The sequence below is a fragment of the Rhizobacter sp. genome (assembly GCA_019635355.1).
Taxonomy (GTDB): domain Bacteria; phylum Pseudomonadota; class Gammaproteobacteria; order Burkholderiales; family Burkholderiaceae_C; genus Rhizobacter.
Genome location: JAHBZQ010000001.1, coordinates 1,864,166 through 1,890,303, shown reverse-complemented (window position 1 = coordinate 1,890,303; position 26,138 = coordinate 1,864,166). Strand labels below are relative to the sequence as shown.

General features: G+C 69.0%; 24 protein-coding genes. 14 read left to right on the top strand and 10 right to left on the bottom strand.

All coding sequences use genetic code 11. From position 1 onward, the window contains the following. Nucleotides 1-27: 27 nt before the first annotated feature. The 3 genes from KF892_08375 to KF892_08365 are packed head-to-tail and all read left to right on the top strand — an operon-like array spanning nt 28 to nt 3,211. Entirely contained in the window at nt 28-639 is a 612-nt protein-coding gene (locus tag KF892_08375; protein MBX3625012.1) for a hypothetical protein, read from the top strand. Next, on the top strand, nt 636-2,846 hold the full coding sequence (locus tag KF892_08370) for a toll/interleukin-1 receptor domain-containing protein (GenBank protein ID MBX3625011.1): 2,211 nt from the start codon (nt 636-638) through the stop codon (nt 2,844-2,846). Before KF892_08375 ends, KF892_08370 begins: the two co-directional genes overlap by 4 nt. Further along, nucleotides 2,843-3,211: a hypothetical protein gene (locus KF892_08365; protein MBX3625010.1), complete on the top strand. Its 369-nt coding sequence runs from the start codon at nt 2,843-2,845 to the stop codon at nt 3,209-3,211. The genes KF892_08370 and KF892_08365 overlap by 4 nt, the downstream gene beginning before the upstream one ends. 12 nt (nt 3,212-3,223) lie before the next feature. Here the strand turns inward: KF892_08365 and KF892_08360 are convergent, their stop codons facing one another. Then, nucleotides 3,224-5,470, bottom strand: coding sequence for a helix-turn-helix transcriptional regulator (locus KF892_08360; protein ID MBX3625009.1), 2,247 nt, complete (start codon nt 5,468-5,470; stop codon nt 3,224-3,226). 126 nt (nt 5,471-5,596) lie between these two features. Between KF892_08360 and KF892_08355 the strand changes: the two genes are divergently transcribed. Together KF892_08355 and KF892_08350 are read left to right on the top strand one after the other, a co-directional pair. Then, a complete protein-coding gene (locus tag KF892_08355) occupies nt 5,597-6,496 on the top strand; it encodes a prolyl oligopeptidase family serine peptidase (GenBank protein ID MBX3625008.1) in 900 nt (299 codons plus the stop codon). Between the two features lie 51 nt (nt 6,497-6,547). Continuing rightward, complete coding sequence (locus KF892_08350) at nt 6,548-7,072, top strand: GNAT family N-acetyltransferase (protein ID MBX3625007.1); 525 nt, start codon at nt 6,548-6,550, stop codon at nt 7,070-7,072. A 69-nt stretch (nt 7,073-7,141) separates the two neighbouring features. Here KF892_08350 and KF892_08345 read toward each other — a convergent pair whose 3' ends face one another. Further along, entirely contained in the window at nt 7,142-8,836 is a 1,695-nt protein-coding gene (locus KF892_08345) for an AMP-binding protein (GenBank protein MBX3625006.1), read from the bottom strand. Between the two features lie 117 nt (nt 8,837-8,953). Between KF892_08345 and KF892_08340 the strand changes: the two genes are divergently transcribed. The 5 genes from KF892_08340 to KF892_08320 all read left to right on the top strand — a co-directional run bounded on the left by KF892_08340 (nt 8,954) and on the right by KF892_08320 (nt 12,801). Next, nucleotides 8,954-10,075, top strand: coding sequence for a hypothetical protein (locus KF892_08340; GenBank protein ID MBX3625005.1), 1,122 nt, complete (start codon nt 8,954-8,956; stop codon nt 10,073-10,075). 73 nt (nt 10,076-10,148) lie between these two features. Continuing rightward, a complete protein-coding gene (locus KF892_08335) occupies nt 10,149-11,207 on the top strand; it encodes an aldo/keto reductase (GenBank protein MBX3625004.1) in 1,059 nt (352 codons plus the stop codon). A 42-nt stretch (nt 11,208-11,249) separates the two neighbouring features. Then, complete coding sequence (gene ybaK / locus KF892_08330; protein MBX3625003.1) at nt 11,250-11,741, top strand: Cys-tRNA(Pro) deacylase; 492 nt, start codon at nt 11,250-11,252, stop codon at nt 11,739-11,741. A gap of 56 nt (nt 11,742-11,797) precedes the next feature. Further along, on the top strand, nt 11,798-12,445 hold the full coding sequence (plsY, locus tag KF892_08325) for a glycerol-3-phosphate 1-O-acyltransferase PlsY (GenBank protein MBX3625002.1): 648 nt from the start codon (nt 11,798-11,800) through the stop codon (nt 12,443-12,445). Then, the gene (locus tag KF892_08320) at nt 12,442-12,801 is read left to right on the top strand and encodes a RidA family protein (GenBank protein ID MBX3625001.1); all 360 of its coding nucleotides are present in this window, start codon (nt 12,442-12,444) and stop codon (nt 12,799-12,801) included. Before plsY ends, KF892_08320 begins: the two co-directional genes overlap by 4 nt. A 114-nt stretch (nt 12,802-12,915) precedes the next feature. Here the strand turns inward: KF892_08320 and KF892_08315 are convergent, their stop codons facing one another. The 6 genes from KF892_08315 to KF892_08290 form a co-directional block, all read right to left on the bottom strand. Continuing rightward, nucleotides 12,916-13,545, bottom strand: coding sequence for a threonylcarbamoyl-AMP synthase (locus tag KF892_08315; protein ID MBX3625000.1), 630 nt, complete (start codon nt 13,543-13,545; stop codon nt 12,916-12,918). An 84-nt stretch (nt 13,546-13,629) separates the two neighbouring features. Beyond that, nucleotides 13,630-14,523, bottom strand: a complete 894-nt coding sequence (locus KF892_08310; protein MBX3624999.1) for a DMT family transporter — start codon at nt 14,521-14,523, stop codon at nt 13,630-13,632. Between the two features lie 68 nt (nt 14,524-14,591). Then, the gene (locus KF892_08305) at nt 14,592-15,446 is read right to left on the bottom strand and encodes a PHP domain-containing protein (GenBank protein MBX3624998.1); all 855 of its coding nucleotides are present in this window, start codon (nt 15,444-15,446) and stop codon (nt 14,592-14,594) included. Between the two features lie 69 nt (nt 15,447-15,515). Next, nucleotides 15,516-16,757, bottom strand: a complete 1,242-nt coding sequence (locus KF892_08300; GenBank protein MBX3624997.1) for a PQQ-dependent sugar dehydrogenase — start codon at nt 16,755-16,757, stop codon at nt 15,516-15,518. A gap of 124 nt (nt 16,758-16,881) precedes the next feature. Beyond that, complete coding sequence (gene recJ, locus KF892_08295) at nt 16,882-18,615, bottom strand: single-stranded-DNA-specific exonuclease RecJ (protein ID MBX3624996.1); 1,734 nt, start codon at nt 18,613-18,615, stop codon at nt 16,882-16,884. Continuing rightward, nucleotides 18,615-19,538 carry a hypothetical protein gene (locus KF892_08290; protein MBX3624995.1) on the bottom strand — a complete coding sequence of 308 codons (924 nt, stop codon included), beginning with the start codon at nt 19,536-19,538 and terminating at the stop codon, nt 18,615-18,617. Before KF892_08290 ends, recJ begins: the two co-directional genes overlap by 1 nt. Nucleotides 19,539-19,623: 85 nt before the next feature. Here KF892_08290 and KF892_08285 point away from each other — a divergent pair, with 85 nt between their 5' ends. Genes KF892_08285 through sixA form a run of 4 tightly spaced genes read left to right on the top strand, consistent with a single transcriptional unit; the run spans nt 19,624 to nt 24,093 of the window. Beyond that, complete coding sequence (locus KF892_08285; GenBank protein MBX3624994.1) at nt 19,624-20,508, top strand: UDP-2,3-diacylglucosamine diphosphatase; 885 nt, start codon at nt 19,624-19,626, stop codon at nt 20,506-20,508. Further along, the gene (locus KF892_08280) at nt 20,505-21,569 is read left to right on the top strand and encodes a glycosyltransferase family 1 protein (GenBank protein MBX3624993.1); all 1,065 of its coding nucleotides are present in this window, start codon (nt 20,505-20,507) and stop codon (nt 21,567-21,569) included. The genes KF892_08285 and KF892_08280 overlap by 4 nt, the downstream gene beginning before the upstream one ends. Next, nucleotides 21,569-23,629, top strand: a complete 2,061-nt coding sequence (ppk1, locus tag KF892_08275) for a polyphosphate kinase 1 (GenBank protein MBX3624992.1) — start codon at nt 21,569-21,571, stop codon at nt 23,627-23,629. Before KF892_08280 ends, ppk1 begins: the two co-directional genes overlap by 1 nt. A 2-nt stretch (nt 23,630-23,631) precedes the next feature. Further along, nucleotides 23,632-24,093, top strand: a complete 462-nt coding sequence (sixA, locus tag KF892_08270) for a phosphohistidine phosphatase SixA (GenBank protein ID MBX3624991.1) — start codon at nt 23,632-23,634, stop codon at nt 24,091-24,093. Between the two features lie 16 nt (nt 24,094-24,109). On the opposite strand, the gene KF892_08265 is transcribed toward sixA, so the two are convergent. Then, complete coding sequence (locus tag KF892_08265; GenBank protein ID MBX3624990.1) at nt 24,110-24,490, bottom strand: hypothetical protein; 381 nt, start codon at nt 24,488-24,490, stop codon at nt 24,110-24,112. Nucleotides 24,491-24,572: 82 nt separating this feature from the next. Beyond that, on the bottom strand, nt 24,573-26,084 hold the full coding sequence (locus KF892_08260; protein MBX3624989.1) for a Ppx/GppA family phosphatase: 1,512 nt from the start codon (nt 26,082-26,084) through the stop codon (nt 24,573-24,575). Nucleotides 26,085-26,138 lie beyond the last annotated feature (54 nt).

Sequence of the window (26,138 nt, the reverse complement as noted above, 5' to 3'; positions counted from 1 at the left end):
TTGAACATCGGTGTGACGGGGCATCGCTTGAACCGCATTTCGCAACACCAGCTCGACCGGCTCACGCCGCAGGTGCAGCCGCTGCTCGCACACGTGGCGCAGAAGGCACGCGCTTCGGGGGCTGCCTCGTTGATGCTGGTGTGCGGCCTCGCCGAAGGGGCCGATCGGCACGTGGCGCGCTTGGCGCTCGATGAAGGGTTCGCGCTGCACGCGGTGTTGCCGTTCGATCGCGACCTGTATGCTCGGGACTTCCCGGCGGCGGCGTCGCGTCGCGAGTTCGATGCCTTGCTGCGCAGCGCCGAGCGCGTCACCGAGTTGCCCGGCCGCCCGGGGTTCAACGCGCAGGCGTATCACCGTGCGGCGCAGGCCCTGCTCGACCGCTCCGACCTGCTGATCGCGCTGTGGGACGGCCGCCCCGCCCAGGGCCCGGGCGGCACGGCCGATGTGGTGAACGGGGCTTGCAAGCGCCGCATGCCCGTCGTCCACGTGTCGACGCGAGAGCACGCCGCGCCCACGCTGATCTGGCAACGCCAAGGCCGCCCCGCGCGCGGGCGCAATGCGTATGAGGGCGCGCCGTCTCGCCGCTGCGGGCCGGTGCAGGTGGCCGCGGCCGTGTCTCACGTGATGAGGGCGGCGTGAACCTCAAGCTCGTGTCTCCCTCTGAGCCGGCATCGCCTGGCGCTGCTGAGCCGACGGCGGAGTACCGCTACTGGGCCTTCCTGAGCTACAGCCACCACGACAAGGCGATCGCGAAGCGGCTGCAGAAGCAGCTCGAGACCTACCGCGTGCCCAAGCGCCTGGTCGGGCGCGAAACCTCACACGGCGCCGTGCCACCGCGCGTGTCGCCGGTGTTTCGCGACCGCGATGAGCTGCACGCCGGCAGCGACCTCAAGGCGAGCGTCCACGAGGCCCTGTCACGCAGCCGTTGGTTGATCGTCGTCTGCACACCCGATGCCGCGCGCTCGCCATGGGTCAACCGCGAGATCATCGAGTTCAAGAAGCTGCACGGCGAGCGGCGTGTGCTCGCGCTGATCGCGCGCGGGGAGCCGTTTGCGAGCGACATGGCCGGGCGCGAGGCGGAGGAATGTTTTCCGCCGGCGCTGCGGCGCGCTTTAACGGCCGACGGCAAGGCCGAAGGCGAGTCGCTGGAACCGATTGCGGCGGACATGCGCAAGGAGGGCGATGGTCTGCATCGGGCGACGCTCAAGCTGCTCGCCGGAATGCTGGGCGTGCCGTTCGATGATCTGGTGCGGCGCGACGTGCAGCGGCGTGTGCGGTGGCTGACAGCGCTTGCGTCGGCGTCGGCCGTCGGTGTGGTGGTGTTTGCATTTCTGGCGATCGTCGCGCTACAGGCTCGGAACGAAGCGCAGTACCAACGTCAGCAGGCAGAAGGTCTCATCGAGTTCATGCTCGGCGATCTGCGCAAGAAGCTCGAGCCGGTTGGCCGGCTGGAAGTGCTGGACTCCGTGGGCGAAAAGGCATTGGGGTACTACGCCGGCCAGAACGCCGAGAGCCTGGATGCGACGGCGCTCGGGCATCGGTCTCGAGCAATGCACCTCATTGGCGAGATTCGCGACCTGCGCGGGCAACCATCCGAGGCACAGAAGGCCTTCGAGCAGGCCGCACAGACCACGGCGAAGTTGCTCGAGCAGGCGCCTTCCGATTCGAGTCGCTTGTTCGACCATGCGCAGAGCGTGTTCTGGGTGGGCTATGCAGCGTGGAAGCAAGGAGACGGCCAGACCGCACAGCGCGAGTTCCAGGAGTATCTGACGCTTGCACAGCGGCTTTCGTCCAAGGATCCCGCGAACCTCGACTGGCGTTCGGAGGTCGCATTTGCTCATGCGAACCAGGGCACGGTCCAGCTCGGCATGGGGCAGGCTCGCTTGGCGTTGCGTTCCCTTCAGGCTGCTGATGCGTTGCTGAGCGAACTCATGCAACAGCGCCCTGAATTGCGATTCGAGCTGGCGCACAACCACGGGTGGCAGGCGGACGCGTTTTCTCTCCTGGGCGAGCACGAACTGGCTTTGAAGCAACAGCAGAAAAAGCTGGCGCTCTTTCGCGGCGCGCCCGACGCAGACAGCAACCGGTCGGTAGAGCGCGGAATCGCAAGCGCGCTCAACGGAATCGGGCTCAGCGAGTTGTCTCTTGGGCGATTGGATGCCGCGGAGTCGACTGCGAGAGCGAGCCTGCAACTGTCGGAGCAGCTCGCAGAACAAGACGCAAAGAACCTGTTTTGGCAGGGTGATGCCTGCGCTGCTCGGCTATTGCTTGCCGAAAGCGTGTGGGCGCAGCGGCGGGACGATGAGGTTCGCCGTCAGCTCGCCGCGGCTTCTGCGTGTGCAGAGAAGCTTGCGAAGGCTGGCGCCGCGGGGCTTTTTCAGGCCACCGTCGCTCGCTCTCGCGCCTTGGTCTTGCGCGCCAATGTCTCGACAGACCGCGGATCAGATGCGAAGGTCATGTCTGAGGCTGAAGGTTTTCTGAACCAGTCGAGCATCCTGCTTGGGCAGAACATTCCCGACAGGGAACGGCTGGCGGTGGAGTTGGCACGGGTCGCGCTTGTATTGGGGTCGCTCCAGTCAGCCGCAGCGAATGCCGATGCCGCGCGCGAAACCTGGCGCAGAGCCGACACACTTCTGGCGCCGTATGCCAATGGTGCCAACGCCGCGGCGCTGACGGCCCTAGCGCACGCGCGGCTTTACCTTGGCGATCGCACCAGTGCCATCGCCCTCAGCGCTCGTGTTCAGCGGACTTCCTATCGGCACCCCGACTATGCCGACCTTGTCAAGCAGCTACAGGCCGGCCGGGGCGGGCGTGGCACATCGAAACCTTCAGGAGCGAGATCATGAGTAAACAAGAACAAGCCGTCGTCGTGCACGTGGTGGCGTATCGAAAGGCGGCGGGCTTGCACATCCAGGCCGCTGTGACACCTGAACTTCTGGACCTGACGGCCTACTCTGGCCCTGTCACGATTCAGTGGAAGCTCGACACCCGGGGTTTCCGCTTTCCGACGGACGGCACGGCGATCGTGTTCACCTCTCCGGGCGCCAAGAAATCGTTCGGTCCTGTTTCAGTGTCGAAGGACGGCCGCGTCGCTTCTGCGAAGAACAAGAACGCCGATGGCCTCGCGTTTGCGTACAACGTGAGCGTGGTGGAAGAAGAGACTGGTCTTACCGCCGTTCTCGATCCCATCATCCAGAACCGCAACTTCTGACGTGTGACGCAGTCAGTGGGCCGCGTGCTGGCTCCGGCCCTCCCGCTGGGCCAGCGCGTCGGCTTCGCCTACCAGGACCTCCGCGGCCGAGGCGTCCCCCAAGGCGCTCATGGCCTCGGCCAAGCCCCGCAAGGCGGCCGCAAGAGACGCCGGCATCCTCTTGCCCCGCAAAGCAGCGACAAGCTCTCGCCCCAACCGGGCAGCCACTTCGTGGTCGCCCATCAGCGCATTGATGCTGGCCAGGTGCGAAAGAGCCCGTAGCCTGCCGCGTTCATCACCGGCCGCTGTGCGCAAGGCCAACTCCGCTTCCCGTGCGGTGCGGCTATCGGCAAGGCGTCCTTCGGCGCGTGCGACATCGGCGCGCGCACGCTGCCCCCACGCGCGTTCACGAGGGGGCCAGTCCGGCTGTTCCAAGGCAAGCGCTTCATCCAGCGCCGCTTTGGCGCGCACATCCGGCCCGTTCCACATGCCTGCCAGGCCGGTGAGTTCGGCATAGAGGCCATGGGTATCGCCCAGCTCTCGATAGAGCTGATGCGCCTTTTCAGCGGCAGCCCGCGATCGGTCGGGCGCCGATTGGGTCCATGCCCATTGGGCGGCCCGCCACCACTGCGCCGCGAGCGGCTTTGAAACGCCGGCGTTCACCGACGGTTCGCTCAGCCCGTGCCATCGCTGCGCCTCTGCATAGAGCGACAGGTGATGCCACAACGGGGCCGCCGATCCGACGAGCGCGACAAGTGTCTCGTGGTGTCCGTGCGCGTGGGACCAGTTCAGCGCCGCGCGGAGGTTGTCCAGCTCGGGCTCGTATCGGGCGAGCCATTCGACATCGGGCATCCGCAACCAGTCCGAGGGAGCCGCTTCGAACAGGCGGCGCAGCGCAAGCGCATGCCGGTCCTGCAGGTCTGACGAATGCGGCTGCGAAAGCGCATAGGCGCGTGCAGTCTCGCTCAGGTGGTACCGAGGCCGATCTCCGCCTTTCACACCCAGCAGCGAATGGTCGGCCAGCGCTGCGAAGGAGTCGATCAACGCCCATTCGTCAACCGTGTCTTGTTCGGCGAGCACTTCTCGTGCGAGATCCAGCGTGAACCCACCCGCAAACACACCAAGCTGCATGAACAGCTTGCGTTCGTCATCAGGCAGGAGTGCAAGGCTCCATTCGAGCGCCGCTCGCAAGGTTTGTTGTCGCGTCGGCGCAGAGCGGCTGCCACCGGCAAGCAGCTTGAATGGGTCGTCGAGACGCTTGGCGACACCGCGGGCGCCCAGCAGAGGCACCCGCGCGGCGGCCAGTTCGAGCGCGAGAGGCACGCCGTCGAGGCGGCGGCAGATTTCGATTACCTCGCTCACGTTTTCGTCGGTCAGCGTGAAGCGTCGGTCGGCGGCGCGAGCGCGTTCGGTGAACAGGGCCACCGCGCCATACGCTGCGGCCTCGTGGGCACTTGCATGAGCCTCGGGCACCGCCAGAGATTCCAGGCGCAGCACATGTTCGCCGTGCAAGCGCAAAGCGCTCTGGCTGGTGACGAGCACATGCACGCCCGGCGCGTCCGCCAGCACGGCGCTGACGACCGGTGCGAGCGCCTCGGCCACATGCTCGGCGTTGTCGATGACCAGCAGCAGCTGAAGCGGCTTCAGTGCTGTCACGAGCGAGGCCAGTGCGTCGCGGTCTGGTGAGAGTTGCAGGTCGAGCGCTTGGGCCACGGTGCCAGGGATGAGCCTTCCATCGGTGAGCGATGCCAGCTCGACCCACACGCAGCCGTCGGCGCGCCAGGTTGCCCTCTCTTGCTCGGCCCGGCGGGCAAGGGTGGTCTTGCCGATGCCACCTGGGCCGGCCACCGTGACGAGCGCGTGCCGGTCGATCAGGTCGAGCAGCGCGCTGAGATCAACGTCACGGCCCAGCAAGCCGGACGGGCGGCCGGGAAAAGGGGGGCGACGGGAAGTGGCGGCCGTTGCAAGGGGCGCATCCCCTTCCAACGTCCACCGATACCCCCGCCCGGGCACCGTCGCAATCGCCTTTGGCCCAAGCACCTTCCGCAGCGTCGACACCTGCACCTGCAGGTTGTTTTCCTCGACGACGAGCCCCGGCCACACCAAGTCGAGCAGCTCATTCTTAGACACCACCCGGTCGCGATGCTCGATGAGTGCGAGCAGCAGATCGAACGCGCGTGCGCCCACGGCGGCGGGCTGGCCGTCGACGAGCAGCTCGCGCTGGGCGGGCCGCACCTCGATGCGGTCGAAACGGTGGATGTCGGAAGGCTGGTGTGCCACGGGGGTCTCCTGCCTGGAATTTAAGCGATCAACCCCCGATTCAGGACGCTTCAGATCCTTCAAGGACAGGAGGCGGGGCGCCGCCCAACACTGGACACTCCATCACCGCTTTCACAGGGGACTCGCATGAACACCACCACCTTGCAGCAGGGATCGATGGCCGCCGCGGTGGCCGAAGGCCTCCACGGGGTGTCGCGCTGGTGGAGACGCTCGCATCGCGAATCGGTGCCCGCGCCCTCGCTGGTGGGGGCCTTGCAGTGCCGTGAGGTCGAGTTTGCGTCGCGCGACGGGCGGGCGCGCATCGGCGCCACGCTCCTGCACGCCGGGCCCGAGGCCTGCTCGGCGGTGGTGCTGGTCGTCGGCCAGGTCGGCTGCTGGGGCAGCGATGCCCGCGTCGAAGGGCGCAGCCTGCATGTGCGCACGCTCGCGCAGGCGCTGCGTTCGCGTGGCATCACGGTGCTCGTCACACGCCTGCGCGGGCATGGCGAATCGGAGCGGCACGACGTGCTCGGCGCCGTCGACTACCTCCTGGCACAGGGCCATGCGCCGGGGCACATCGGGGTCATCGGTGCCTCGCTCGGCGCTTGCGCCGCGCTGATGGCCGCGGCCGAAGAGCCCGCCATCGCCGCCGTGGTGGCCGACAGCCCGCGGCGAGACCTGCGCGGCGAAGCGCGCTACCCGGCCGAGGTGCTGATGCCCGTCGCCCGCTGGCTCGGGCGGCTGCTCTCAGGCGTGGACCTCGGCCGCCGGCCGTGGCTGGGCGATCTGGCCTCGCTGCGCAACCGTGCCGTCATGGTGGTGCACGGCCGGGGCGACCGCCAGGTGCCGGCCACCGTGGCCCAGGCGGTGGCCGAGGCCTGCGCCGCGCGGCTGTGGCTCACCGCCAGCGCTTCGCACGCCGGCACGCTGCACGAGGCGCTGCCGCTCTACATCACCCGGGTGGTCGACTTCTTCTGCCAGCACCTGCCGGTGCAGCCGCGCGAGCCCTTGCTGTTGCCGGCGCAACCCCTCGAAGCAACGGCCTGATCAGGCCCATATGCGATGTGGGGGCGTGCGCGGGCTGACAGAATCGGCAGCATGCCGTCTCACCCTGCTTCTGAACCCACCGGCTCTCACAACGCGGTGCTGCGCGCCGCCGAGCTGCGCGATGTGCAACCCATCGTGGGCCTGATCCGCGAACTGGCCGAATTCGAAAAACTCACCCACCTGCTGCAGGTCACGCCTGAAAAGCTGCGCCCACACCTCTTCGGCGAGAAGCCGGTGGCCGAGGCGATGGTGGCCGACCTCGGCGGCGAGGTGGTGGCCTTCGCGCTCTACTTCACCAACTTCTCGACCTTCCTCGCGCAGCCCGGGCTCTACCTCGAAGACCTCTACGTGCAGCCTGCACACCGCGGCAAGGGCATCGGCGAAGCGCTGCTCACGCGGCTGGGCAAGCTGGCCGCCGAGCGCAACTACGGCCGCTTCGAGTGGAGCGTGCTCGACTGGAACGAAAACGCCATCCGCTTCTACGAGCGCATGGGGGCCACGGTGATGCCCGACTGGCGGGTGTGCCGCATCGCGGGCGACGCGCTCGCCGCCTTCGCCGCGCCCCGTTCGGCCTGACCCTTCGACATCCTCAGGACAGGACTTGTCGAAGGGTTTTCGTCTCGTTGAGGCCTGGCTTCGACAGGCTCAGCCCGAACGGAGCTGAGCCTCACGTTCCCGCAGCACCTTGCGCTGCACCTTGCCGGTGGTCGTCATCGGCAAGGCGTCGATGAATTCGATCTCCTTCGGGTACTCGTAGGGCGCGAGCTTGCCGCGCACGTGCTGCTGCAGCGCCTCGACCAACCCGGCCGACGCCGCGTGGCCCGGTGCGAGCACCACGAAGGCTTTCACCACCGCCCCGCGCTCGGCATCGGGCTTGGGCACCACCGCCGCGTTGGCCACGGCGGGGTGTTTGACCAGGCAGTTCTCGATCTCGCTCGGCCCGATGCGGTAGCCCGCGGCTTTGAACACGTCGTCGCTGCGGCCCTGGTACCAAAGGTGGCCGTCTTCATCCATCACCGCCGTGTCGCCGGTGCGGCACCATGAGTCGGCGGGGTCGCCGGTGAACTTGGCGCGGGTGGCCTCGTCGTTGCGCCAGTAGCCGAGGAAGAAGATCGGGTCGGGCTGGCCGTGCACGTCGCGCCGGTGGATGGCCACGTCGCCCGGCGTGCCGCGCGGGCACTCGCGGCCTTCGTCGTCGATCACCGCGATGCGGTGGCCGGGGTAGGGGCGGCCCATGCTGCCGGGCTTGGCGGGCCAGGCGCTGTGCGGGGCGCCGGTGGTGTCGACGAACCAGCCGCAGTTGCCCACCACGTAGTTCATCTCGGTCTGGCCGAACATCTCGTTGACGGTGATGCCGAGCTGCTGCTCGCAGTAGCCGAACACCGCATCGCCGACCGCTTCGCCCGCGCTCATGATCGCGCGCAGCCTGAGCGTGTAGCGCTCGCGCGGCGCGGGCACCGCTTTCATCATCGCCTTCAGCGCCGTGGGGAAGAGGAAGGTGTTGGTCACGCCGTAGCGCGCCATCAGCTCGAAGGCCTTCTCGGGCGAGAAGCGGCCCTGGTAGGCCACGATGGGGTGGCCGAAGTAGAGCGTGGGCAAGAGGGCGTCCATCAGCCCACCGGTCCAGGCCCAGTCGGCGGGTGACCAGAACACGTCGCCACGCTGAGGAAACCAGTTCTGGCTGCAGACGAAGCCCGGCAGGTTGCCGATGAGCGCGCGGTGCGGAATGAGCGCACCCTTGGGCGGCCCGGTGGTGCCGCTGGTGTAGATGAGCACGGCCGCGTCGTCGGCCTTCGTCACCACCGGCTGGAAGTGCGCGGGCTCGCGGGCGAGCAGGGTCGTCCAGTCGGCGTCGCCCTGGCCTTGCGCGGCGCCCACCGCCACCACGTGTTGCAACTGCGGGCATTCGCCGCGTGCCGCGAGCAGGTTGGCGATGGCGCTTTCGTCGACGATCGCGAGCTTGGCTTCGCTGTGCTGCAAGCGATAGGCCAGCGCCTCGGGCCCGAAGAGCATCGACAGCGGCATGGCCACCGCGCCCAGCTGGTAGATGGCGATGTGCGCCACGGCCGTCTCCACGCGCTGCGGCATCACGATGGCCACCCGGTCGCCGGCTTCCACGCCCAGCCGCTGCAGCGCGTGGCTCAGGCGGTGGGCCTGGGCCTGCAGGCTGCCGTAGGTGCAGCTGAGCGTCTGCCCGTTCTCGTGCTCGTAGAGGATGGCGGTGGCCTCGGGGGTCTCGCGGGCCCAGCGGCCGCAGCACACGTCGGCGATGTTGAAGTGCGGCGGCACCTTCCAGCGGAAGCCAGCGTGCAGGCGGTCGTAAGCCGAGGCCAGGGTCATGCGGAGTCCTTCATCGGTGACGGGCCAGCATAGAGCGTGAGGTCTGGCACGAAAGCGCACGCGGGCTCAGGGATTTCCCCGGGGAGATGCTGCACTGTACCCGTCGAAAACAAAGAAATGCCGTACTCGCCTCTGTCCGCCGTCAAGAACCGCATCTGCCTGGGTGGGCCGGTGCCGTTCAACATCCGTGGGCAGGACCATCGCCTGCTGCTCGCCCGCGGGCAGGTCATCCGCGACGAAGAGCAGCTCGAGGCGCTGTTCGAGCGCGAGGCGCTGGTCGACACCGACGAGCTGAAGAGCGTGCGCACCGAGGTGCTCGAAGCGCCCGTCGAGACGCTTCCCGGCCTGTGGAGCGGCTGCATCGACCGGGTGGGCCGCACGCTGAAGACGCCCTCGCTGCCCGAGTTCGCGAAGGCGCTCGAAGAGGCGGCCGAGCCGGTGCTGGCGCTCGTCGAGCGCGACCCCGATCTCGCCATCTTCCAGGTGGTGCGGCAAGAGGCCGCGGGCAAGAACCCCTACGGTGTGTCGCACTCGGTGCACACCGCCATCGCGAGCTACCTGGTGGCGCAACGCCTGGGCTGGGACAAGGCCGCCGTCGAGCGTGTCTTCAAGGCTGCGCTGACCATGAACCTCTCGATGCTCGAGCTGCAGGGGCGCCTGGCCACGCAGGTCACGCCGCCCACGGCCGCGCAGCGCGAGCTCATCCACGACCACCCGACGCGCAGTGCCGAGATGCTCGAAGCCTCGGGTGTCGTCGACGCCGACTGGCTCGCCGCCGTGCGCAACCACCATGAAATCGCCGGCGGCCACGGCTACCCCCGTGCCTGCCAGGACGTCGACGACATGGCCTCGCTGCTGCGCCGCGTCGACATGTACACCGCCAAGCTCAGCCCGCGCATCACGCGCAAGGCGATGCCAGCCAACCAGGCCGGGCGTGACCTCTTCATCAAGGATTCGCAACACCCGATGGCCGCGGCGGTGATCAAGGAATTCGGCGTCTACCCACCGGGCTGCTTCGTGCAGCTGGAGTGCGGCGAGGTGGGCGTGGTCATCAAGCGGGGGGCCAATGCCAACACGCCGGTCGTCGCGGCGCTCACGGGGCGCAATGGCGATGCCTTGATGGAGCCGGCCCGCCGCCTCACCGACCACCGCGGCTTCGCCGTCGTGAGCGTGGTGCCCGAGAGCGCGCTGCGCGTGCGGGTGTCGCCTGAGAAGCTGGTGGTGCTGGCCACACGTTGAACGCAGGCGCTGGCCTGCAGGAACGACCTGATTGCGGCACACTGCCGGGCTCCACCGGCAGCACCTCTCTCTCATGCAGCGCATTCCCCTCGGTCGCAGCGACCTGCTCGTCACCCCCATCTGCCTCGGCACCATGACCTTCGGCCAGCAGGTCGATGAAGCCCTCGCGCATTCCCTGCTCGACCAGGCCATCGGCCGCGGCATCAACTTCATCGACACCGCCGAGATGTACGCCGTGCCCGCGCGGCGCGAGACCTACGGCGCCACCGAACGCATCATCGGCACCTGGCTCGCCTCGCGGCCCGGCATGCGCGAGAAGATCGTGCTCGCCACCAAGGTGGCCGGCCCGGCGCGCGGCATGGACTGGATCCGCAACGGCTCGCCCGACCTGAGCCCCGCCGACATCGCCCAGGCCTGCGACGACAGCCTGAAGCGCCTGCAAACCGAGGTGATCGATCTCTACCAGATCCACTGGCCGAACCGCAACACGCCGATGTTCGGCAGCCTCTACTTCGACCCGAAGCACGACAAGCCGCAGACCTCCATCCACGACCAGCTCGAAGCGTTGGGCAAACTCGTGAAGGCCGGCAAGGTGCGGTACATCGGCCTGTCGAACGAAACGCCCTGGGGCGTGGCCGAGTTTGTGCGGCTGGCCGAGCAGCACAACCTGCCGCGCGTGGTGACGGTGCAGAACCCGTATGCGCTCACCAGCCGCGCGCTCGACAACGGGCTCGACGAGACGCTCTACCGCTATGGCGTTGCGCTGCTCGCCTACTCGCCGCTCGCCTTTGGCGCGCTCACCGGCAAGTACGACGCCTCCGGCTTCACCGGGCCTGCCGAGAAGGGGCGCCTCGCGGCGTTCGAATCGTCACGCAAGCAGCGCTGGGGCCGGCCCGAGGCACTGGAGGCGGCGCGCCTCTACAACGCGCTCGCGAAAGCGCATGGCCTCACGCCCACGCAGCTCGCACTGGCCTTCTGCTACCGCTCGCGCCGCGTGGCGAGCACCATCATTGGCGTGACCAATTCGCAGCAACTGGTGGAAGACCTCGACGCCTGGGACGTGCAGCTCTCGCCGGAGCTGCTCGCTGAGATCGACGCCATCCGCTGGAAGCACCGCGATCCGGCGCAATAAGAGACAAGACACGGCCTTCGCCAGCGGGACAATCCGCCCATCATGGCCAAGAAAGACCACGTCTCCGAAACCCCCGCCACCCAGCTGCTCAAGCAGCACAAGGTGGCCTACACCGAGCACGTCTACGACTACGTGGACCACGGCGGCACGTCCGAGTCGTCGAAGCAGCTCGGCGTCGACGAGCACCATGTCGTGAAGACGCTGGTGATGGAAGATGAACACGCCAAGCCGCTCATCGTGCTGATGCACGGCGACCGCCAGGTGAGCACCAAGAACCTCGCGCGCCAGATCGGCACCAAGAAGGTCTCGCCCTGCAAGCCCGAGGTGGCGCAGCGCCACAGCGGCTACATGGTGGGCGGCACCTCGCCCTTCGGCACCAAGAAGGCGATGCCGATCTATGTGGAAAGCACGGTGCTCGAGTTGCCGCGCATCTACATCAACGGCGGGCGGCGCGGCTACCTTGTCGGCCTTTCGCCACAGGTGTTGACCGAGGTGCTGAACGCGAAGCCGGTGCAGTGCGCGGGTGCAGAATAGCCGCTGGAATCTCGCCCAAACCTCAGCACTACCTCAGCACCACAACAGCTCGCCCGATGGAGACCCTGTATTCCGCTGCCGCGGTGGTCGCGGCCTATTTGATCGGCTCGCTCTCGTTCGCCGTGATCGTCAGCAAATTGATGGGTCTGTCGGACCCGCGCAGCTACGGCTCGGGCAACCCCGGCGCCACCAACGTGCTGCGCTCGGGCAACAAGGCCGCGGCAATCCTCACGCTGGTCTTCGACGTGTTGAAAGGCTATGTGCCGGTGCTGCTGGTGTTGATCTACGGCCCCCGGTTCGGGCTCGGTGCGGGCACGGTCGCGATGGTGGGCCTGGCGGCCTTTCTCGGGCACCTGTGGCCGGTGTTCTTCAAGTTCAAAGGCGGCAAGGGCGTGGCCACCGCCGCGGGCGTGCTGCTCGCCTTCAACCCCTGGCTGGGCGCGGCCACGCTGCTCACCTTCGTCATCATCGTGGCCTTCTTCCGCTACGTGTCGCTGGGCTCCATCGTGGCGGCGGTGTTCGCGCCCTTCTACCAGCTGCTGATCTGGGACGCGGGCGTGATCGCCGGCGCCATCACCGTGATGAGCCTGCTGCTTGTGTGGCGCCACAGCGCCAACATCCAGAAGCTGCTCGCCGGCAAGGAAAGCAAGCTCGGGCAGAAGGCTGCCGGCGCCACCCCACATGCGAAGGGACACAAGACATGACCCATGCCGTCAGACGTTTTCACGTGGGCGACCGTCTCTCCGAGATGGCCATCCACAACGGCACCGTCTACCTCGCAGGCCAGGTGCCCGACGACGCCACGCAAGACATCAAGGGCCAGACGCGCCAGGTGCTCGCGATGGTCGACAAGCTGCTCGCCGAGGCGCGCACCGACAGCGCCCACATCCTGATGGCACAGATCTTCCTCGCCGACATGGCCGACTTCTCCGGCATGAACGAGGTGTGGGACGACTGGGTGGCCCCCGGCGATGCGCCGCCACGCGCCACCGTGCAGGCGAAGCTCGCCAAGCCCGAGTGGAAGATCGAGATCGTGGTGACGGCGGCGCTCAAGGTTTAGCCCCTCCCTCCCGTTCGCCCTGAGCCTGTCGAAGGGCAGCGCAGTGCTCCATCACGGCCCTTCGACAAGCTCAGGGCGAACGGGGGGCGGCGCCGACCGCGAACGGGAGGACGCCTACGCCGCAAGCCCCAGCTTCGCCGGGTCACCGCGCCCCAGGCGCACCAGCACCGGCTCGTCGCCGGTCAAGTCGACCACGGTGGTCGGCTCCATCGGGCAGGCGCCCGCATCCACCACGATCTCGACCTGGCCACGAAAGCGCTCGCGGATTTCTTCCGGGTCGTTCAGCGGCTCGGTCTCGCCGGGCGGGATGAGTGTGGTCGACAGCAGCGGCTGGCCGAAGACGTCGAGCAGCTGCTGCAGCATCGTGTGCTCGGGCACACGCAGGCCGATGGTGCGGCGCGAAGGGTGCGACACGCGGCGCGGCACTTCCTTCGTGGCTTCCAGCAGGAAGGTGTAGGGCCCGGGCGTGGCGTGCTTGAGCAGGCGGTACTGCTTGTTGTCGACACGTGCGTAGCTCGCGAGCTCCGAGAGGTCGCGGCACAGCAGCGTGAGGTGGTGCTTGTCGTCGACCTCGCGAATGCGACGCAGCTTCTCGGCGGCCGACTTGTCGTCGAGGTGGCACACGAGGGCGTAGCTCGAATCGGTGGGCACGGCGGCGATGCCACCGCCATGCAGCACGTCGGCGGCCTGCTTCAACAGGCGCGCCTGCGGGTTGTCGGGGTGGATGTCGAGGACGCGGGGCATGGTGGTCAGTGGTGCACGGCCACCCGAAGCCACTGAGCGCCCCCTCGGGGGGCAGGAGCGAAGCGACGTGGGGGCGTGTTCATGTCAGTCGGGCGTGAGCGCCGAATCGGCCGGCGCGATGCGCTGTGCGGCGGCGCTCTCGCGCAGGTTGAGCCACACCGAGGTGGCGCCGCACACGCCCACGACGGCGATGCCCACGAAGGCCCAGCCATCGGGCACGTGGTTGAACACGAGGTAGCCCGCCACGCTCGCGAAGCCCAGCTGCAGGAAGGTGAAGGGCATGAGCGTGGCCATCGGCGCCATGCCCACCGCAAGGATGAGGCACAGGTGCCCCACCGTGCCCGCCACGCCCACGAGCAGCAGCAAGCCCCACACCGAGGGCGGTGCGCTGCGCAGCGCGTCCCACGCGGCCGTGGACTCGAAGGCGAGGATCGCGCCCACCACGAGCGCGCCCACGAGCCCGGTGTAGAAGTGGGTGGTCAGCGGGTGTTCGAGGTTCGACAGCCGGCGTGTGAGCAGCTGGAAGCCGGCGTAGACGAGCGCCATCGTGAGCGGAATGAGCGCCACCCAGCCGAAGATGCCGGCCCCGGGCCGCACGACGATCAGCGCACCGGCAAAGCCGCCGGCCACCAGCGCCAGGCGCAGCGGCGACACCTTCTCGTGCAGGAAGAGTGCGGCCAGCACCGTCACCAGCACCGGCGAGAGCATGCCCACGGCGGTGAACTCGGCCACCGGCATGTTGCGGATGCCGATGAAGAGCAGCGCGCTCGTCGCCAGCAGCAGCGTGCCGCGCAAGAGTTGGAAGCGTGGGTGCGCGCTGCGAAAGAGGTTGCTGCCGCCGCGCAGCAGGCGCAGCGCCAGCCAGCCGCCCATCAGCAGCGCCTGCACGGCATAGCGCGCGAAGAGGCCCACGATGATCGGCAGCACCTGCCCGAGGTACTTGGCGGTGGTGTCGAGCGTGACGAACCACAAGCCCATCACCAGGATGAGGCCGATGCCGGCAAGCGGCCGGTGCCGCGCCGTGGGCAGGTGCGCGGCGACCGCGCTCACGGGCGGTGCACGCGCGAGGCGAGCGCGTCCCACACGGGGGTCAGGCGGGCCGGCAGCGCGGGCAGCGTGCCGAGGTCGATGTGGCTTTCGTCGGGGCTGTGGAAATCGGAGCCGCGCGAGGCCAGCAGGCCGTGCGCCAGCGCCAGGTCGGCGTAGATGCCGTACTCGGCCGGGGTGTGGCTGCCGGTCACGACTTCGAGCGCCTGGCCGCCGTGCTGCTTGAATTCATGGAAGAGCGCGTCTTCTTCCACCGGCGTGAGCTTGTAGCGGCCCGGGTGCGCGATGACGGCGATGCCACCCGCCTGCGTGATCCAGCGCACGGCGTCGGCGAGCGAGGCCCAGCGGTGCGGCACGAAGCCGGGCTTGTCTTCCACCAGAAAACGGCGGAACACCTCGCTGGTGTCGGCGCACACGCCGGTCTCGACGAGAAAACGCGCGAAGTGCGTGCGCGAGATCAGCTCCGGGTTGCCCACGTACTTCAGCGCGCCTTCGAAGGCATTGGCAATGCCGACCGCGGCCAGGCCCGCGGCCATCTCGCGCGCCCGCTCTTCGCGGCCACCGCGCGTGGCGCGCAGGCCTGCGGCGAGCGCCGCGTCGTCGGCATCGAAGCCGAGGCCGACGATGTGGACCGTGGTGTTGGCGAAGGTGATCGAGATCTCGGTGCCGGTGAGGTAGGCCATGCCGTTGGCATGGGCGGCGGCGCGGGCGCGCTGCTGGCCGGCGATTTCATCGTGGTCGGTCAGGGCCCACAGGTCGACCCCGTTGGCCGCGGCCCGTGCGGCGAGCGCCTCGGGCTCCAGCGTGCCGTCGGACACGATGGAATGGCAGTGCAGGTCGGCGTTGCGGATCACCTGCGAATTGTAGGGAGCCCCTCCCGGCGTCGTGCGGGGAGGGGCTTGGCAGTGCGTCTCAGCGGGCGATCAGCGGCTGATGCGGTACAGCCAGCCGTCGTCGGTGATGAAGTAGATCCAGCCGTCGGGGCCCTGACGCACGCAGCGCACGCGCTCGCCTTCCCAGATGCGCTCGCGGGCGGTGACGGTGTTGCCGCTGAGCGTGAGCCGCCAGAGCGCCATGCCGGCCTGCGCGCCCACCAGCAGGCTGCCCTGCCACGCCGGGAAGCCCGGGCCCGTGTAGAAGGCGATGGCGCTCGGCGCGATGGAGTTGTACGGCGGCGTGTTGCCGGGGCCGGGCCACCAGGTCACCGGCTCGGTGTAGGCGGGCGCATGGGTGCCGCCGCCGATCATGCAGTTGGCGTTGGTGTCGCCGTAGTTGCAGCCGTAGCTGCGCAGGGGCCAGCCGTAGTTCTGGCCGGCGCGCGCAATGTTGATCTCGTCGCCGCCCTGAGGCCCGTGTTCGCTGATCCACAGCTCGCCGGTCGTGGGGTGGATCGCCGCGCCCTGCGGGTTGCGGTGGCCGTAGCTCCAGATGCCGGGGCGTGCGCCCGCGCCCATGTTGGGGTTGTTGCCGGGGATGCTGCCATCGCGGTTGATGCGCACCACCTTGCCAAGCGTGGTGGTCAGGTCTTGCGCAAGGTTGGACGACTGCTTCTCACCGAGCGTGATGAAGAGCGTCTTGTCGCCACCGAAGGCGAGGCGCGAGCCGTAGTGCGCCGGGATGCCGGTCTTCGGCGCCTGGCGGAACAGTGGGTCGCGGGAAACGTCGAGCAGCTGGTTGTTGACCAGATCGAGCCGGCCGCGGTTGACCGCGGTGCCCAGGAAGGCGCCGTCGGGCTCGGAGTAGGAGAAGTAGACCCAGTCCGACCCCGGGGTGGTGGTGTAGTCGGGGTCGAGCGCGATGTCGAGCAGGCCGCCCTGGCTGTCGGTGTTGACCGCGGGGATGCCGGAGAAGCCGGTGCGAATCGTCCTGAAGTCGGCGCTCAGCACGGCGAGCTGGCCGGCCTTGAGCGTGACGAGCACCCGGCCGTCGGGCAGGAAGACGAAGCTCCAGGGTGCGGTCAGCCGCGCGGTGGTGTTGAGGCGGGTGGTCTGGGGCGGCCCGGGTGGTGGCGAGGGAGGCGGTGGAGGCGCCGGGGAGTCACCGCCGCCGCAGCTCACCAGCGGCACGCTGATTGCGGCGCACAGGGCGGTCAGCCTTGCAAGGCCGGCGCGGCGTTGCAGGTCGATGGCGCTCGCCGAGGTTTCCTGAGAGGGTGGGCGTTTCATGTTTGGATCCCGAACCGTTTTCCGAGGCACCAAACAGATTAGTCCGACGGGTGCCGCCTTGCCGGCAACCGAATGCAACCTTGTGACGCGAGTGGTAATCGGCGGCGGCATCCGCCAGTGGCAATCAGCGTGCCGCTTCCACGATCATCTGCAGCCGCTGCTGGCCGTTGTATTCGTCGATGCGCAGCTGGTAGGCGAGCGTCACGCGGTCGGGCAGCGGCTCGCTGTGGCCGAACCAGATCGCGTCGCGCAGCGCGCCCGCATGCCGCACGGCCAGTTTCAAATGCTTCTCGCCGACCAGGCGCTGCGAGACCACCTCCACCTCGTCGCTGAAGAGCGGCGCCTCGAAGGCCTGGCCCCACACCTGCGCGTCGAGCGAGCGCACGGTGTCGAGGTTGAAGTACTCGGCGGGCAGCGGCCCGTCGGTCATCAGCGTGCGCGAGAGCGTGGCGGCGTCGAGCCATTCGGTGGCCACGCGCTGGAAGGCGTCGACGAAGGTGGTGAAGTCTTCTTCGGCGAGCGTCGCCCCCGCGGCCATCGCATGCCCGCCGAACTTCTTCAGCACGCCGGGGTGGCGTTTGCTCACCAGGTCGAGCGCGTCGCGCAGGTGAAAGCCGTTGATCGATCGGCCCGAGCCCTTGAGCAGGCCGTCCTGCCCCATTGCGAAGACGAAGGTCGGGCGGTGCACGCGGTCTTTCAGGCGCGAGGCGACGATGCCGACCACGCCTTCATGGAAGTCGGGGTCGTAGATCGCGAGTGCAGGCGGTGCGTCGCCCGCTGGCATCAGCCGCGCCAGCATGGCTTCGGCCTGCTCGCGCATGCCGGCTTCGACGTCGCGGCGTTCGCGGTTGATGGTGTCGAGCAGTTGGGCGAGTTCGGTCGCGCGGGCGGGGTCGTCGGTGAGCAGGCATTCGATGCCGAGCGACATGTCGGACAGTCGGCCCGCCGCGTTGATGCGAGGGCCCAAGGCGAAGCCGAAGTCGAAGCCGGTGGCGCGCGAGGCGTCGCGCCCCGCCGCCTTGAAGAGCGCTGCCACGCCGGGCTGCATGCGGCCGGCGCGGATGCGCTTCAGGCCCTGGGCGACGAGCCGCCGGTTGTTCGCATCGAGCTTCACCACGTCGGCCACGGTGCCCAAGGCCACGAGGTCGAGCAGTGCGTCGAGTCGCGGCTGGGTTTCGGCGCTGAACACGCCGCGTGCGCGCAGCTCGCTGCGCAGCGCCAGCAGCACGTAGAACATCACGCCCACGCCCGCGAGGTTCTTGCTCGGGAAGCCGCAGTCGGGCTGGTTGGGGTTCACGATCACCGTGGCGGCGGGCAGCTGCACCGTGCCGTCCTGGTCTTTCGCGGGCAGGTGGTGATCGGTCACCACCACATCGAGCCCGACGCTGCGTGCGTGCGCCACGCCGGCGAGGCTCGCGATGCCGTTGTCGACCGTGAGCAGCACCTGGGGTTGCTTCTGCAGGGCCAGGTCGACGATGGCCGGCGTGAGGCCGTAGCCGTGCACCGCCCGATCGGGCACCACGTGGCACAGCGTGCCCGGCTCGGCGCCGAGCAGCGCCAGGCCGCGCAGGGCCACGGCGCAGGCGGTGGCGCCGTCGCAGTCGTAGTCGGCCACGACGCAGATGCGTTGCTTGCGGGCGATGGCGTCGGCGAGGAAGCTCGCCGCGGCCTGCGTGCCCAGCAGCTGGGTGGGCGCCACCAGGCCGGCCAGCGCGTCGTCGATCTCGTCGGGGCTGCGCACGCCGCGGGCGGCGTACAGGCGCGCGAGCAGCGGGTGCACGCCGGCCTGTTCGAGCGCCCACACAGTGCGCGGCGGCACTTCGCGCAACCGCAGGGTGGGCTCTCGGGTGACGGACATCACAGCGCCTCCAGGAAGGGCGCCACGGCCGGCGAGGGCGGCTTCAGGCGCGACCACAGCTTCAGCGGCTGCGGCTCGAAGCGCTGTGCCCGGCGCTCGCCGCAGAGCGTGAGCGTGACCGGCTGGCCATCGCGTGCGGCGGCCAGCGCTTGCTGCACGGCGCCCGCGTCGAGTGCACGCCAGGCCTCGGCCCACGCTGCCCAGTCGGACCCGAGGGCCGGGCCCCGCAGGCCGTCGGCCACCTGCGGCGGCTCGGCGGCTTCGGCCTGCGCACGGCCGCAGCCGCTGAGCCAGAACGAGTTGACCGGCAGGGCCCCCAGGCCCACGCGGTGGTCGTTCAGCGGGTGCTGGTAGAGCAGCATCTGCACCTCGTTCTGCAGGCGGCGGATCAGCTTGGCCTGCGGCGACGTGGGCAGCCACAGGTCGATGTTGCGGCCGACCACGCGGTCGAGGCTGGCGCTGGGCAGGGCGTCGAGCGAGTCGTGTGCCGCGTACCAGCGCATGGGGGCGCCCCAGGCCATCTCCCAGCCTTCGGTTTCGAACAAGGGCTTCACCGCTTCGAAGAGGGTGTGCGACTCCTGTGCGCTCAGGTGCAGGTTGGCCGGGTCGGGCAGGGTCACGTGGTCGGCGCCCACGTGCCAGTGCACCGGCGTGAGCTGGCCCCAGGCCTTGGTGCCCACGTCGACGCCGTCGCGTGCGGCCTGGCGGGCGGCCCAGGGGAAGCAGCCGTCGTCGGCGGTCCAACCGAGTGCCTTGGCGTGGACCAGTTCGTGGGGTGGGGAGAGGCTGTATTCGTCGCTGCCGAGGGTGTCGGTCGGGCGCAGGCGGCCGAGCAGCCGGCTCAGGTGAGGCAGCTTCAGGCTGCGCAGCGCCGCAAGGCCACGCTCCGAATGCGGCGCGGCGTAGGGGATCAACAAATGCATCCGCGGATTATCCGGCGCACGCCGTCACCCATTCTTCACGGCCCCGCCACGGCACGGTCATTCATCACGCGGACCATGTGGGTCCATGCAACGTGACGCAGCATTCCTTCAGGCATGGGCCCCTCGTGGCGCCGATCTCGCGGGTGGTGACGACTCGCGCGAACACGAGGACACCCCGCGCGAGCACAAGCGCCACTACCGCAGCGTGTGGATCTCCGACCTGCACCTGGGCACGCCTGGCTGCCAGGCCAAAGCGCTGCTCGACTTCCTGAAGCACGTGGAGTGCGAGACGCTCTTCCTCGTGGGCGACATCGTCGACGGCTGGCAACTCCGCCGCAGCTGGTACTGGCCGCAGGCGCACAACGACGTGGTGCAGAAACTGCTGCGCAAGGCGCGCAAGGGCACGCGGGTGATCTTCATCCCGGGCAACCACGACGAGTTCGCGCGCAAGTACGTCGGCCACAACTTCGGCGGCATCGACGTGGCCGAGGAGTGGGTGCACGAGACGGCCGATGGCCGGAAGCTCTGGGTCATGCACGGCGACTATTTCGATGGCGTGATCCAGTGCGCCAAGTGGCTCGCGCACGTGGGTGACTCGCTGTACGAGTTCACGCTCAAGCTCAATCGGTATCTCAACTCGCTGCGCGCGCGCATGGGGCTGCCGTACTGGAGCCTGTCGAAGTACCTGAAGCTCAAGGTCAAGCGCGCCGTCAACTTCATCGGCGACTTCGAGAACGCCGTGGCGCGCGAGGCGCGGCGGCGCGGCATGCAGGGCGTGGTGTGCGGGCACATCCACCACGCCGAGCTGCGCGAGATCGACGGCATCACCTACGCCAACGACGGTGACTGGGTCGAGAGCCTCACCGCGCTGGCCGAGCAGGCCGATGGCCGGCTGGAGATCGTCGATTGGGCCGAGCAGATGCGCCTGCGCCACCTGGCGCCTGTCGTCGTGGCCGAGGCCGTGGCATGAAGATCGCCCTCGTCACCGACGCCTGGCGGCCACAGGTCAATGGCGTGGTGACCACGCTGGTGGAGCTGGAGGAGGGCTTGTCGGCGATGGGGCACGAGGTGGTGCTGGTCGAGCCCTCGGGGTTCCGGCGGTTCCCCTGCCCAGGCTACCGCGAGATCGAGCTGGCCTGGCGGCCCGGCCGCAAGGTGGCGGCGATGCTCGATGAAGCCCAGGCCGACGCCATCCACATCGCCACCGAAGGGCCGCTCGGCTCGGCGGCGCGGGCGCATTGCCTGAAGCGCGGCTGGGCGTTCACGACCGCCTTCCACACCCGCTTCCCCGACATCCTCGCCAAGGCGCTGCACATTCCGGAGCGCTGGGGCTACGCCTGGTTCCGCCGCTTCCACGCGCCGTCGAGCGGGATCATGGTGCCCACCACCGGCATGCTCGACATCCTGCGCGGGCATGGTTTTGCGCCGCTCAAGCCCTGGTCGCACGGGGTCGACCTGAGCCTCTTCAAGCCCATCGACGGCGCCGACCTGGGCCTGCCGCGGCCAGTGTTTCTCTACGTGGGCCGGGTCAGCTACGAGAAGAACCTCGAAGCCTTCCTCAAGCTCGACCTGCCGGGCTCGAAGCTCGTCTACGGCGTGGGCCCGCTGGAAGAGACCCTGAAGCGCAAGTACCCCGAGGTCCACTGGCACGGCGTGGTGCCGCGGCCGGAGTTGGTCAAGATCTACAGCGCGGCCGATGCCTTCGTGTTCCCGAGCTGCTCAGAGACCTTCGGCCTCGTGATGCTGGAGGCGATGGCCTGCGGCACGCCGGTGGCCGCCTTCCCGGTGCCGGGCCCGCTCGACGTGGTGGCCCCCCAGCACGACGAACACGATGGCGGCGTGTTGCACGACGATCTGCGCGTGGCGGCGCTGGCTGCGCTGAAGATCCCGCGCGAGGCGGCCCGCCGGCGCGCCCTGCAGTTCGACTGGACGGCGGTGTGTCATCAATTCGTCAGCCACCTCGTGCCGAGCTGTCACACGAGCATCGAGGCTGTCACCAAATCGTCGCAAAACCTTCATAGACTGGCCTGATGACCCCGGTGCCCATAACAAGAACCCTGGCTCTGCTCAACCGCGAAAGCTCCATCCTCGCCTTCAACCGCCGGGTGCTGGCCCAGGCGCGGCGTGACGATGTGCCACTGCTGGAGCGGCTGCGCTACATCTGCATCGTCTCGTCCAACATGGACGAGTTCTTCGAGGTGCGCTTCGCCGACTACATCGAGGCTGCGCGACAGCCGGGGGCGGGGGTGTCCCACCGCGACCTCGAGGTGGTGGCGATGGATGCCCACCGCCTGATCGACGACCAGTACCGCTGCTTCAACGACGAGGTGATGCCGGCCCTCGAGCGCGAAGGCATCCGCATCCTCAACCACGGTGACCGCAACGAAGCGCAGCGCCGCTGGGTCGACAACTTCTTCCAGCGCCAGGTGCGCCCGTTGCTCGTGCCGGTGGGGCTCGACCCGTCGCACCCGTTTCCGCAGGTGGCCAACAAGTCGCTCAACTTCATCGTGCGCCTGGGCGGGCAAGACGCCTTCGGCCGCGAGAACAGCATCGCCATCGTCAAGGTGCCGCGCGTGCTGCCGCGGGTGATCCGCCTGCCCGATGAGATCGCCGGCGGCGGCCAGGGCTTCGTGCTGCTGACGAGCGTGATCCGCGCCCACCTGGCCGAGCTCTTCCCAGGCCGCGAGGTGGAGGCGTTTTCTCAGTTCCGCCTCACCCGCGATTCCGACCTCGCGGTGGACGAGGAAGACGTGGTCAACCTGCGCCAGGCCTTGCGCTCGGGGCTGACCACCCGGCACTTCGGCCAGGCCATCCGCCTGGAGGTGGTGAACACCTGCCCGCCCGAACTCTCGGCCTTCCTGCTCGCGCAGTTCGCCCTGCCCGAGGCGGCGCTCTACCAGGTGAACGGCCCGGTGAACCTGGTGCGCCTCAACGCGCTGATCGATGCCGCCGACGCGCCGCACCTGCGTTTCCCGCCGCACGAGGCCTCGTGGCCGCGCCGCCTGTCGCGCGACGAATCCATCTTCAAGCACCTGAGCGAAGTGGGCGACGTGCTGATGCACCACCCGTTCCAGTCGTTCGACCCGGTGGTGCAGTTCCTGCGCGAAGCCGTCGAAGACCCCGACGTGCTGGCCATCAAGCAGACCATCTACCGCACCGGCAGCGAGTCGCCGTTGATGGACCTGCTGATCGAAGCCGCGCGCCGCGGCAAGGAAGTGATGGCGGTGGTGGAGCTGAAGGCCCGCTTCGACGAAGAGGCCAACATCAACTGGGCCGAGCGGCTGGAAGCCGTGGGCGCGCAGGTGGTGTACGGCATCGTGGGCTTGAAGACGCACGCGAAGCTGCTGCTCGTGACGCGCCGCGAAGGCAACCGCCTGCGCCGCTACACGCACCTGTCGACCGGCAACTACAACCCCAAGACCGCGCGGCTCTACACCGACGTGGGCTACCTCACGGCCGACCCCGAGTTGACCTCGGATGCCGACGCCGTCTTCCAGCAGCTCGCAAGCCTCGGCAAGACGCGACCGATGAAGCAGCTGCTGCAGGCGCCGTTCACGCTGCACAAGCAGATGCTGCGGCTGGTGGAGCAGGTGGCGCAGGCCGCGCGTGACGGCAAGCCGGCGCGCATCGTCGCCAAGGTCAATGCGCTGACCGACGTGCCGCTGATCGACGCGCTCGTCGCCGCCGGGCAAGCCGGTGCCAGCATCGACCTCATCGTGCGCGGCGCCTGCATGCTGCCGCCCGGCATTCCGGGCCTGACCGACCGCATCCGGGTGCGCTCGGTGGTGGGCCGTCTGCTGGAGCATTCACGGGTGCTGTACTTCCGCTGGGGGCCGGGCGACGACGACGAGGCGCTTTACTTGTCGAGCGCCGACTGGATGAGCCGCAACATGTTCCGCCGCATCGAGGTGGCCTGGCCGGTGCGCGACGCCAAGCTGCGCCAGCGGGTGATCGACGAATGCCTGGTGCCGTATTTGCACGACAGCCAGGACGCCTGGGAGCTCCGCGCCGATGGCGAGTACGAACGTGTGGGCCTCGAGGGCCCGAGCGCGCAACGCGCCTTGATGGAACGTTACGCAGCGGGAGGCTGAGGATGGACCTGATCCTGTGGCGGCACGCCGAAGCCGTGCCCGAGCGCGAGGGGCTCGATGACCTCGATCGCCCGCTCACGCCCAAGGGCGAGCGCCAGGCGCAGCGCATGGCCGAGTGGCTGAACCACCGGCTCGCGCACTCCACGCGCATCCTCGTGAGCCCGGCGCTGCGCACCCAGCAGACCGCCAAGGCGCTCGACCGCAGCTTCAAGACGGTGAAGGCCATCGCGCCCGATGCCTCGGCCACGGCCGTGCTCTCGGCGGCACGCTGGCCCGAGTCGAGCGAGCCGGTGCTCATCGTCGGGCATCAACCGACGCTTGGCCACGTGGCCGCGCTGCTGCTGGGCGAAGTCGCCCAGAGCTGGGTCATCAAGAAGGGTGCGGTCTGGTGGCTGCGCAGCCGCGAGCGCGAGACCGGCAGCCAGGTGGTGCTGCAGGCGGTGCAGTCGCCCGACTGCCTGTGAGCCGCGATGTGAGCCGCTAAGAGGGCTCGAACATCACGAGCCGGCAATCGCCGGTGCCGGTGTTCTCGAGCACATGGCCGGGGATCGCCCCCTGTACCAGCGCGAACCCGGCCTTGGGCTGCGCATCGCGGGTCGTGCCGTCGGGGGCGTGCACGCGCAGGCTGCAGTCTGTGAGGTAGTAGACGGCGTTCGCCGGGTGCGAATGCAACACGTCCTTCTGCCCCGGCTTCCAGGTGACGGCGATCACCTTGTACTGCTCGTTCTGGGCGATGACCTTGTAGATGTCGGGTGACGCGTCGAACGAACGCGGCAGCTGCTGCGCGCTTGCGGGTGCGGCCACGGCGAGGCCGGTGCAGGCGGCGGCCAGCGTGGCCAGGAGCTTGATCGGGTGCGACATGGTTCAGCCTTCTCTGTGGTGGTGAACCACAGACTAGGGCGGCCAGGCGCCGAGGCTTTGCGCTAGCGCAAGGCGGCCAAGCTCACGCCTGGATCTGCAGGTGCAGCACGCCGCTGCGCCCCCACACCGCCGCTTCTTCCTGCAGCAGGAAGAGGGTGCGCGGGTGCGCACCCGCCCAGGCCGGCGGCACCGCGAGTTCGGCCTCGGTGCCGCGGCGCTTCAGGCTCAGGGCGCCGAGGTCGACCGCGGTGCGCGCATGGCACACGATGATCGCGAGGCGCAGGCACAGCGCCTGCCACGCGAAGCCGTCCTGCCCCAGCTGCGCTTCCACCTTGCGCAACCCGCCGCGTTGCGCGAGCACCAGCTCGGCGAGGCGGCGCTGCTGCGACTGCGAGAAACCCGCCGCGTCGACGTGGCCGAGCAGGTAGGCGCTGTGGCGGTGGTGGTCGTGGTGCGAGACCATCATGCCCATCTCGTGCAGCGCGGCGGCCCAGCCCAGCTCGCGGGCGAGGGCCGGGTCGGCGCTGGGGGCGACCGCGGCGTGCAGCGCGAGCGCCACCTCGGCCACGCGCCGGGCCTGCGGCACGTCGACCTCGAAGCGCAGCTGCAGCTCGGCCACCGAGGCGTCGCGCACGTCATGGCTCGGGCGGGTGCCGCCGGGGGTAGTGCCCAGCCGCTCGTCGAGGTCGTAGATCACGCCCTGGCGCAGGGCGCCTTTGGCGGGCTGCAGCTCGGCGATGTCGAAATGCGTGGCCAGCGTGTAGAGGATGGACAGGCCGCCGCCGATGACGGCGCGGCGGTCGTCCTTCATGCCGGGCAGGCTGAGCCGGTCGACGCGGCCGGCGCGCAGGCATTGCTCCATGCACCAGCGCAGGCCGTAGGGGGTGATCGTGCCGTCGGTGATGCCGTTGGCTTCGAGCAGCTGCGACACGGCGCCTGCGGTGCCCGAGGAGCCGAGGGCTTCTTTCCAGTGCCGCGAGGCGAAGGGCACGAGGGCTTCTTCCAGCTCGGCACCGGCCGCCACCTGGGCGGCGCGGAAGGCGCTTTCGGTGAAACGCCCGTCGCCGAAGTAGCGCATCGACAGGCTCACGCTGCCGACCTGGAACGACTCGGCCCGCAGGGGCATGCGGCCCTGGCCGAGGATCATCTCGGTGGAGCGCCCGCCGATGTCGATGACGAGGCGCCAGTCGTCCGACGGTTGCAGCCGGGCCACCCCGGCGAAGATGAGGCGGGCCTCTTCACGGCCCGAGATCACCTCGATCGGCTGGCCGAGCGCGGCACGGGCGCGCACGAGGAAGGCATCGCGGTTGCGGGCTTCGCGCAGCGTTTGCGTGGCCACGGCGCGGATGCGCTCGGACGGGATGCCCTCCAGTCGCCTGGCAAAGCGCTGCAGGCAGGCCAGGCCGCGCTGCATGGCGTCTTCGGTGAGCAGGCCGTTTTCGTCGAGCCCGGCGCCCAGGCGCACGGTCTCCTTCAGGTAGTCGATGCGCTTGTAGCGGCCGGGGCTCAGCTGGGCCAGCTCCAGGCGGAAGCTGTTGGAGCCCATGTCGATGGCCCCGAGCACGCCGGGTTGCGGCGGGAGCGAGTCAGTCATGCCCCCGATTGTGCGTGCTGCGGCGCGACAGAACGATGAGCGCGGCCTGTTGAC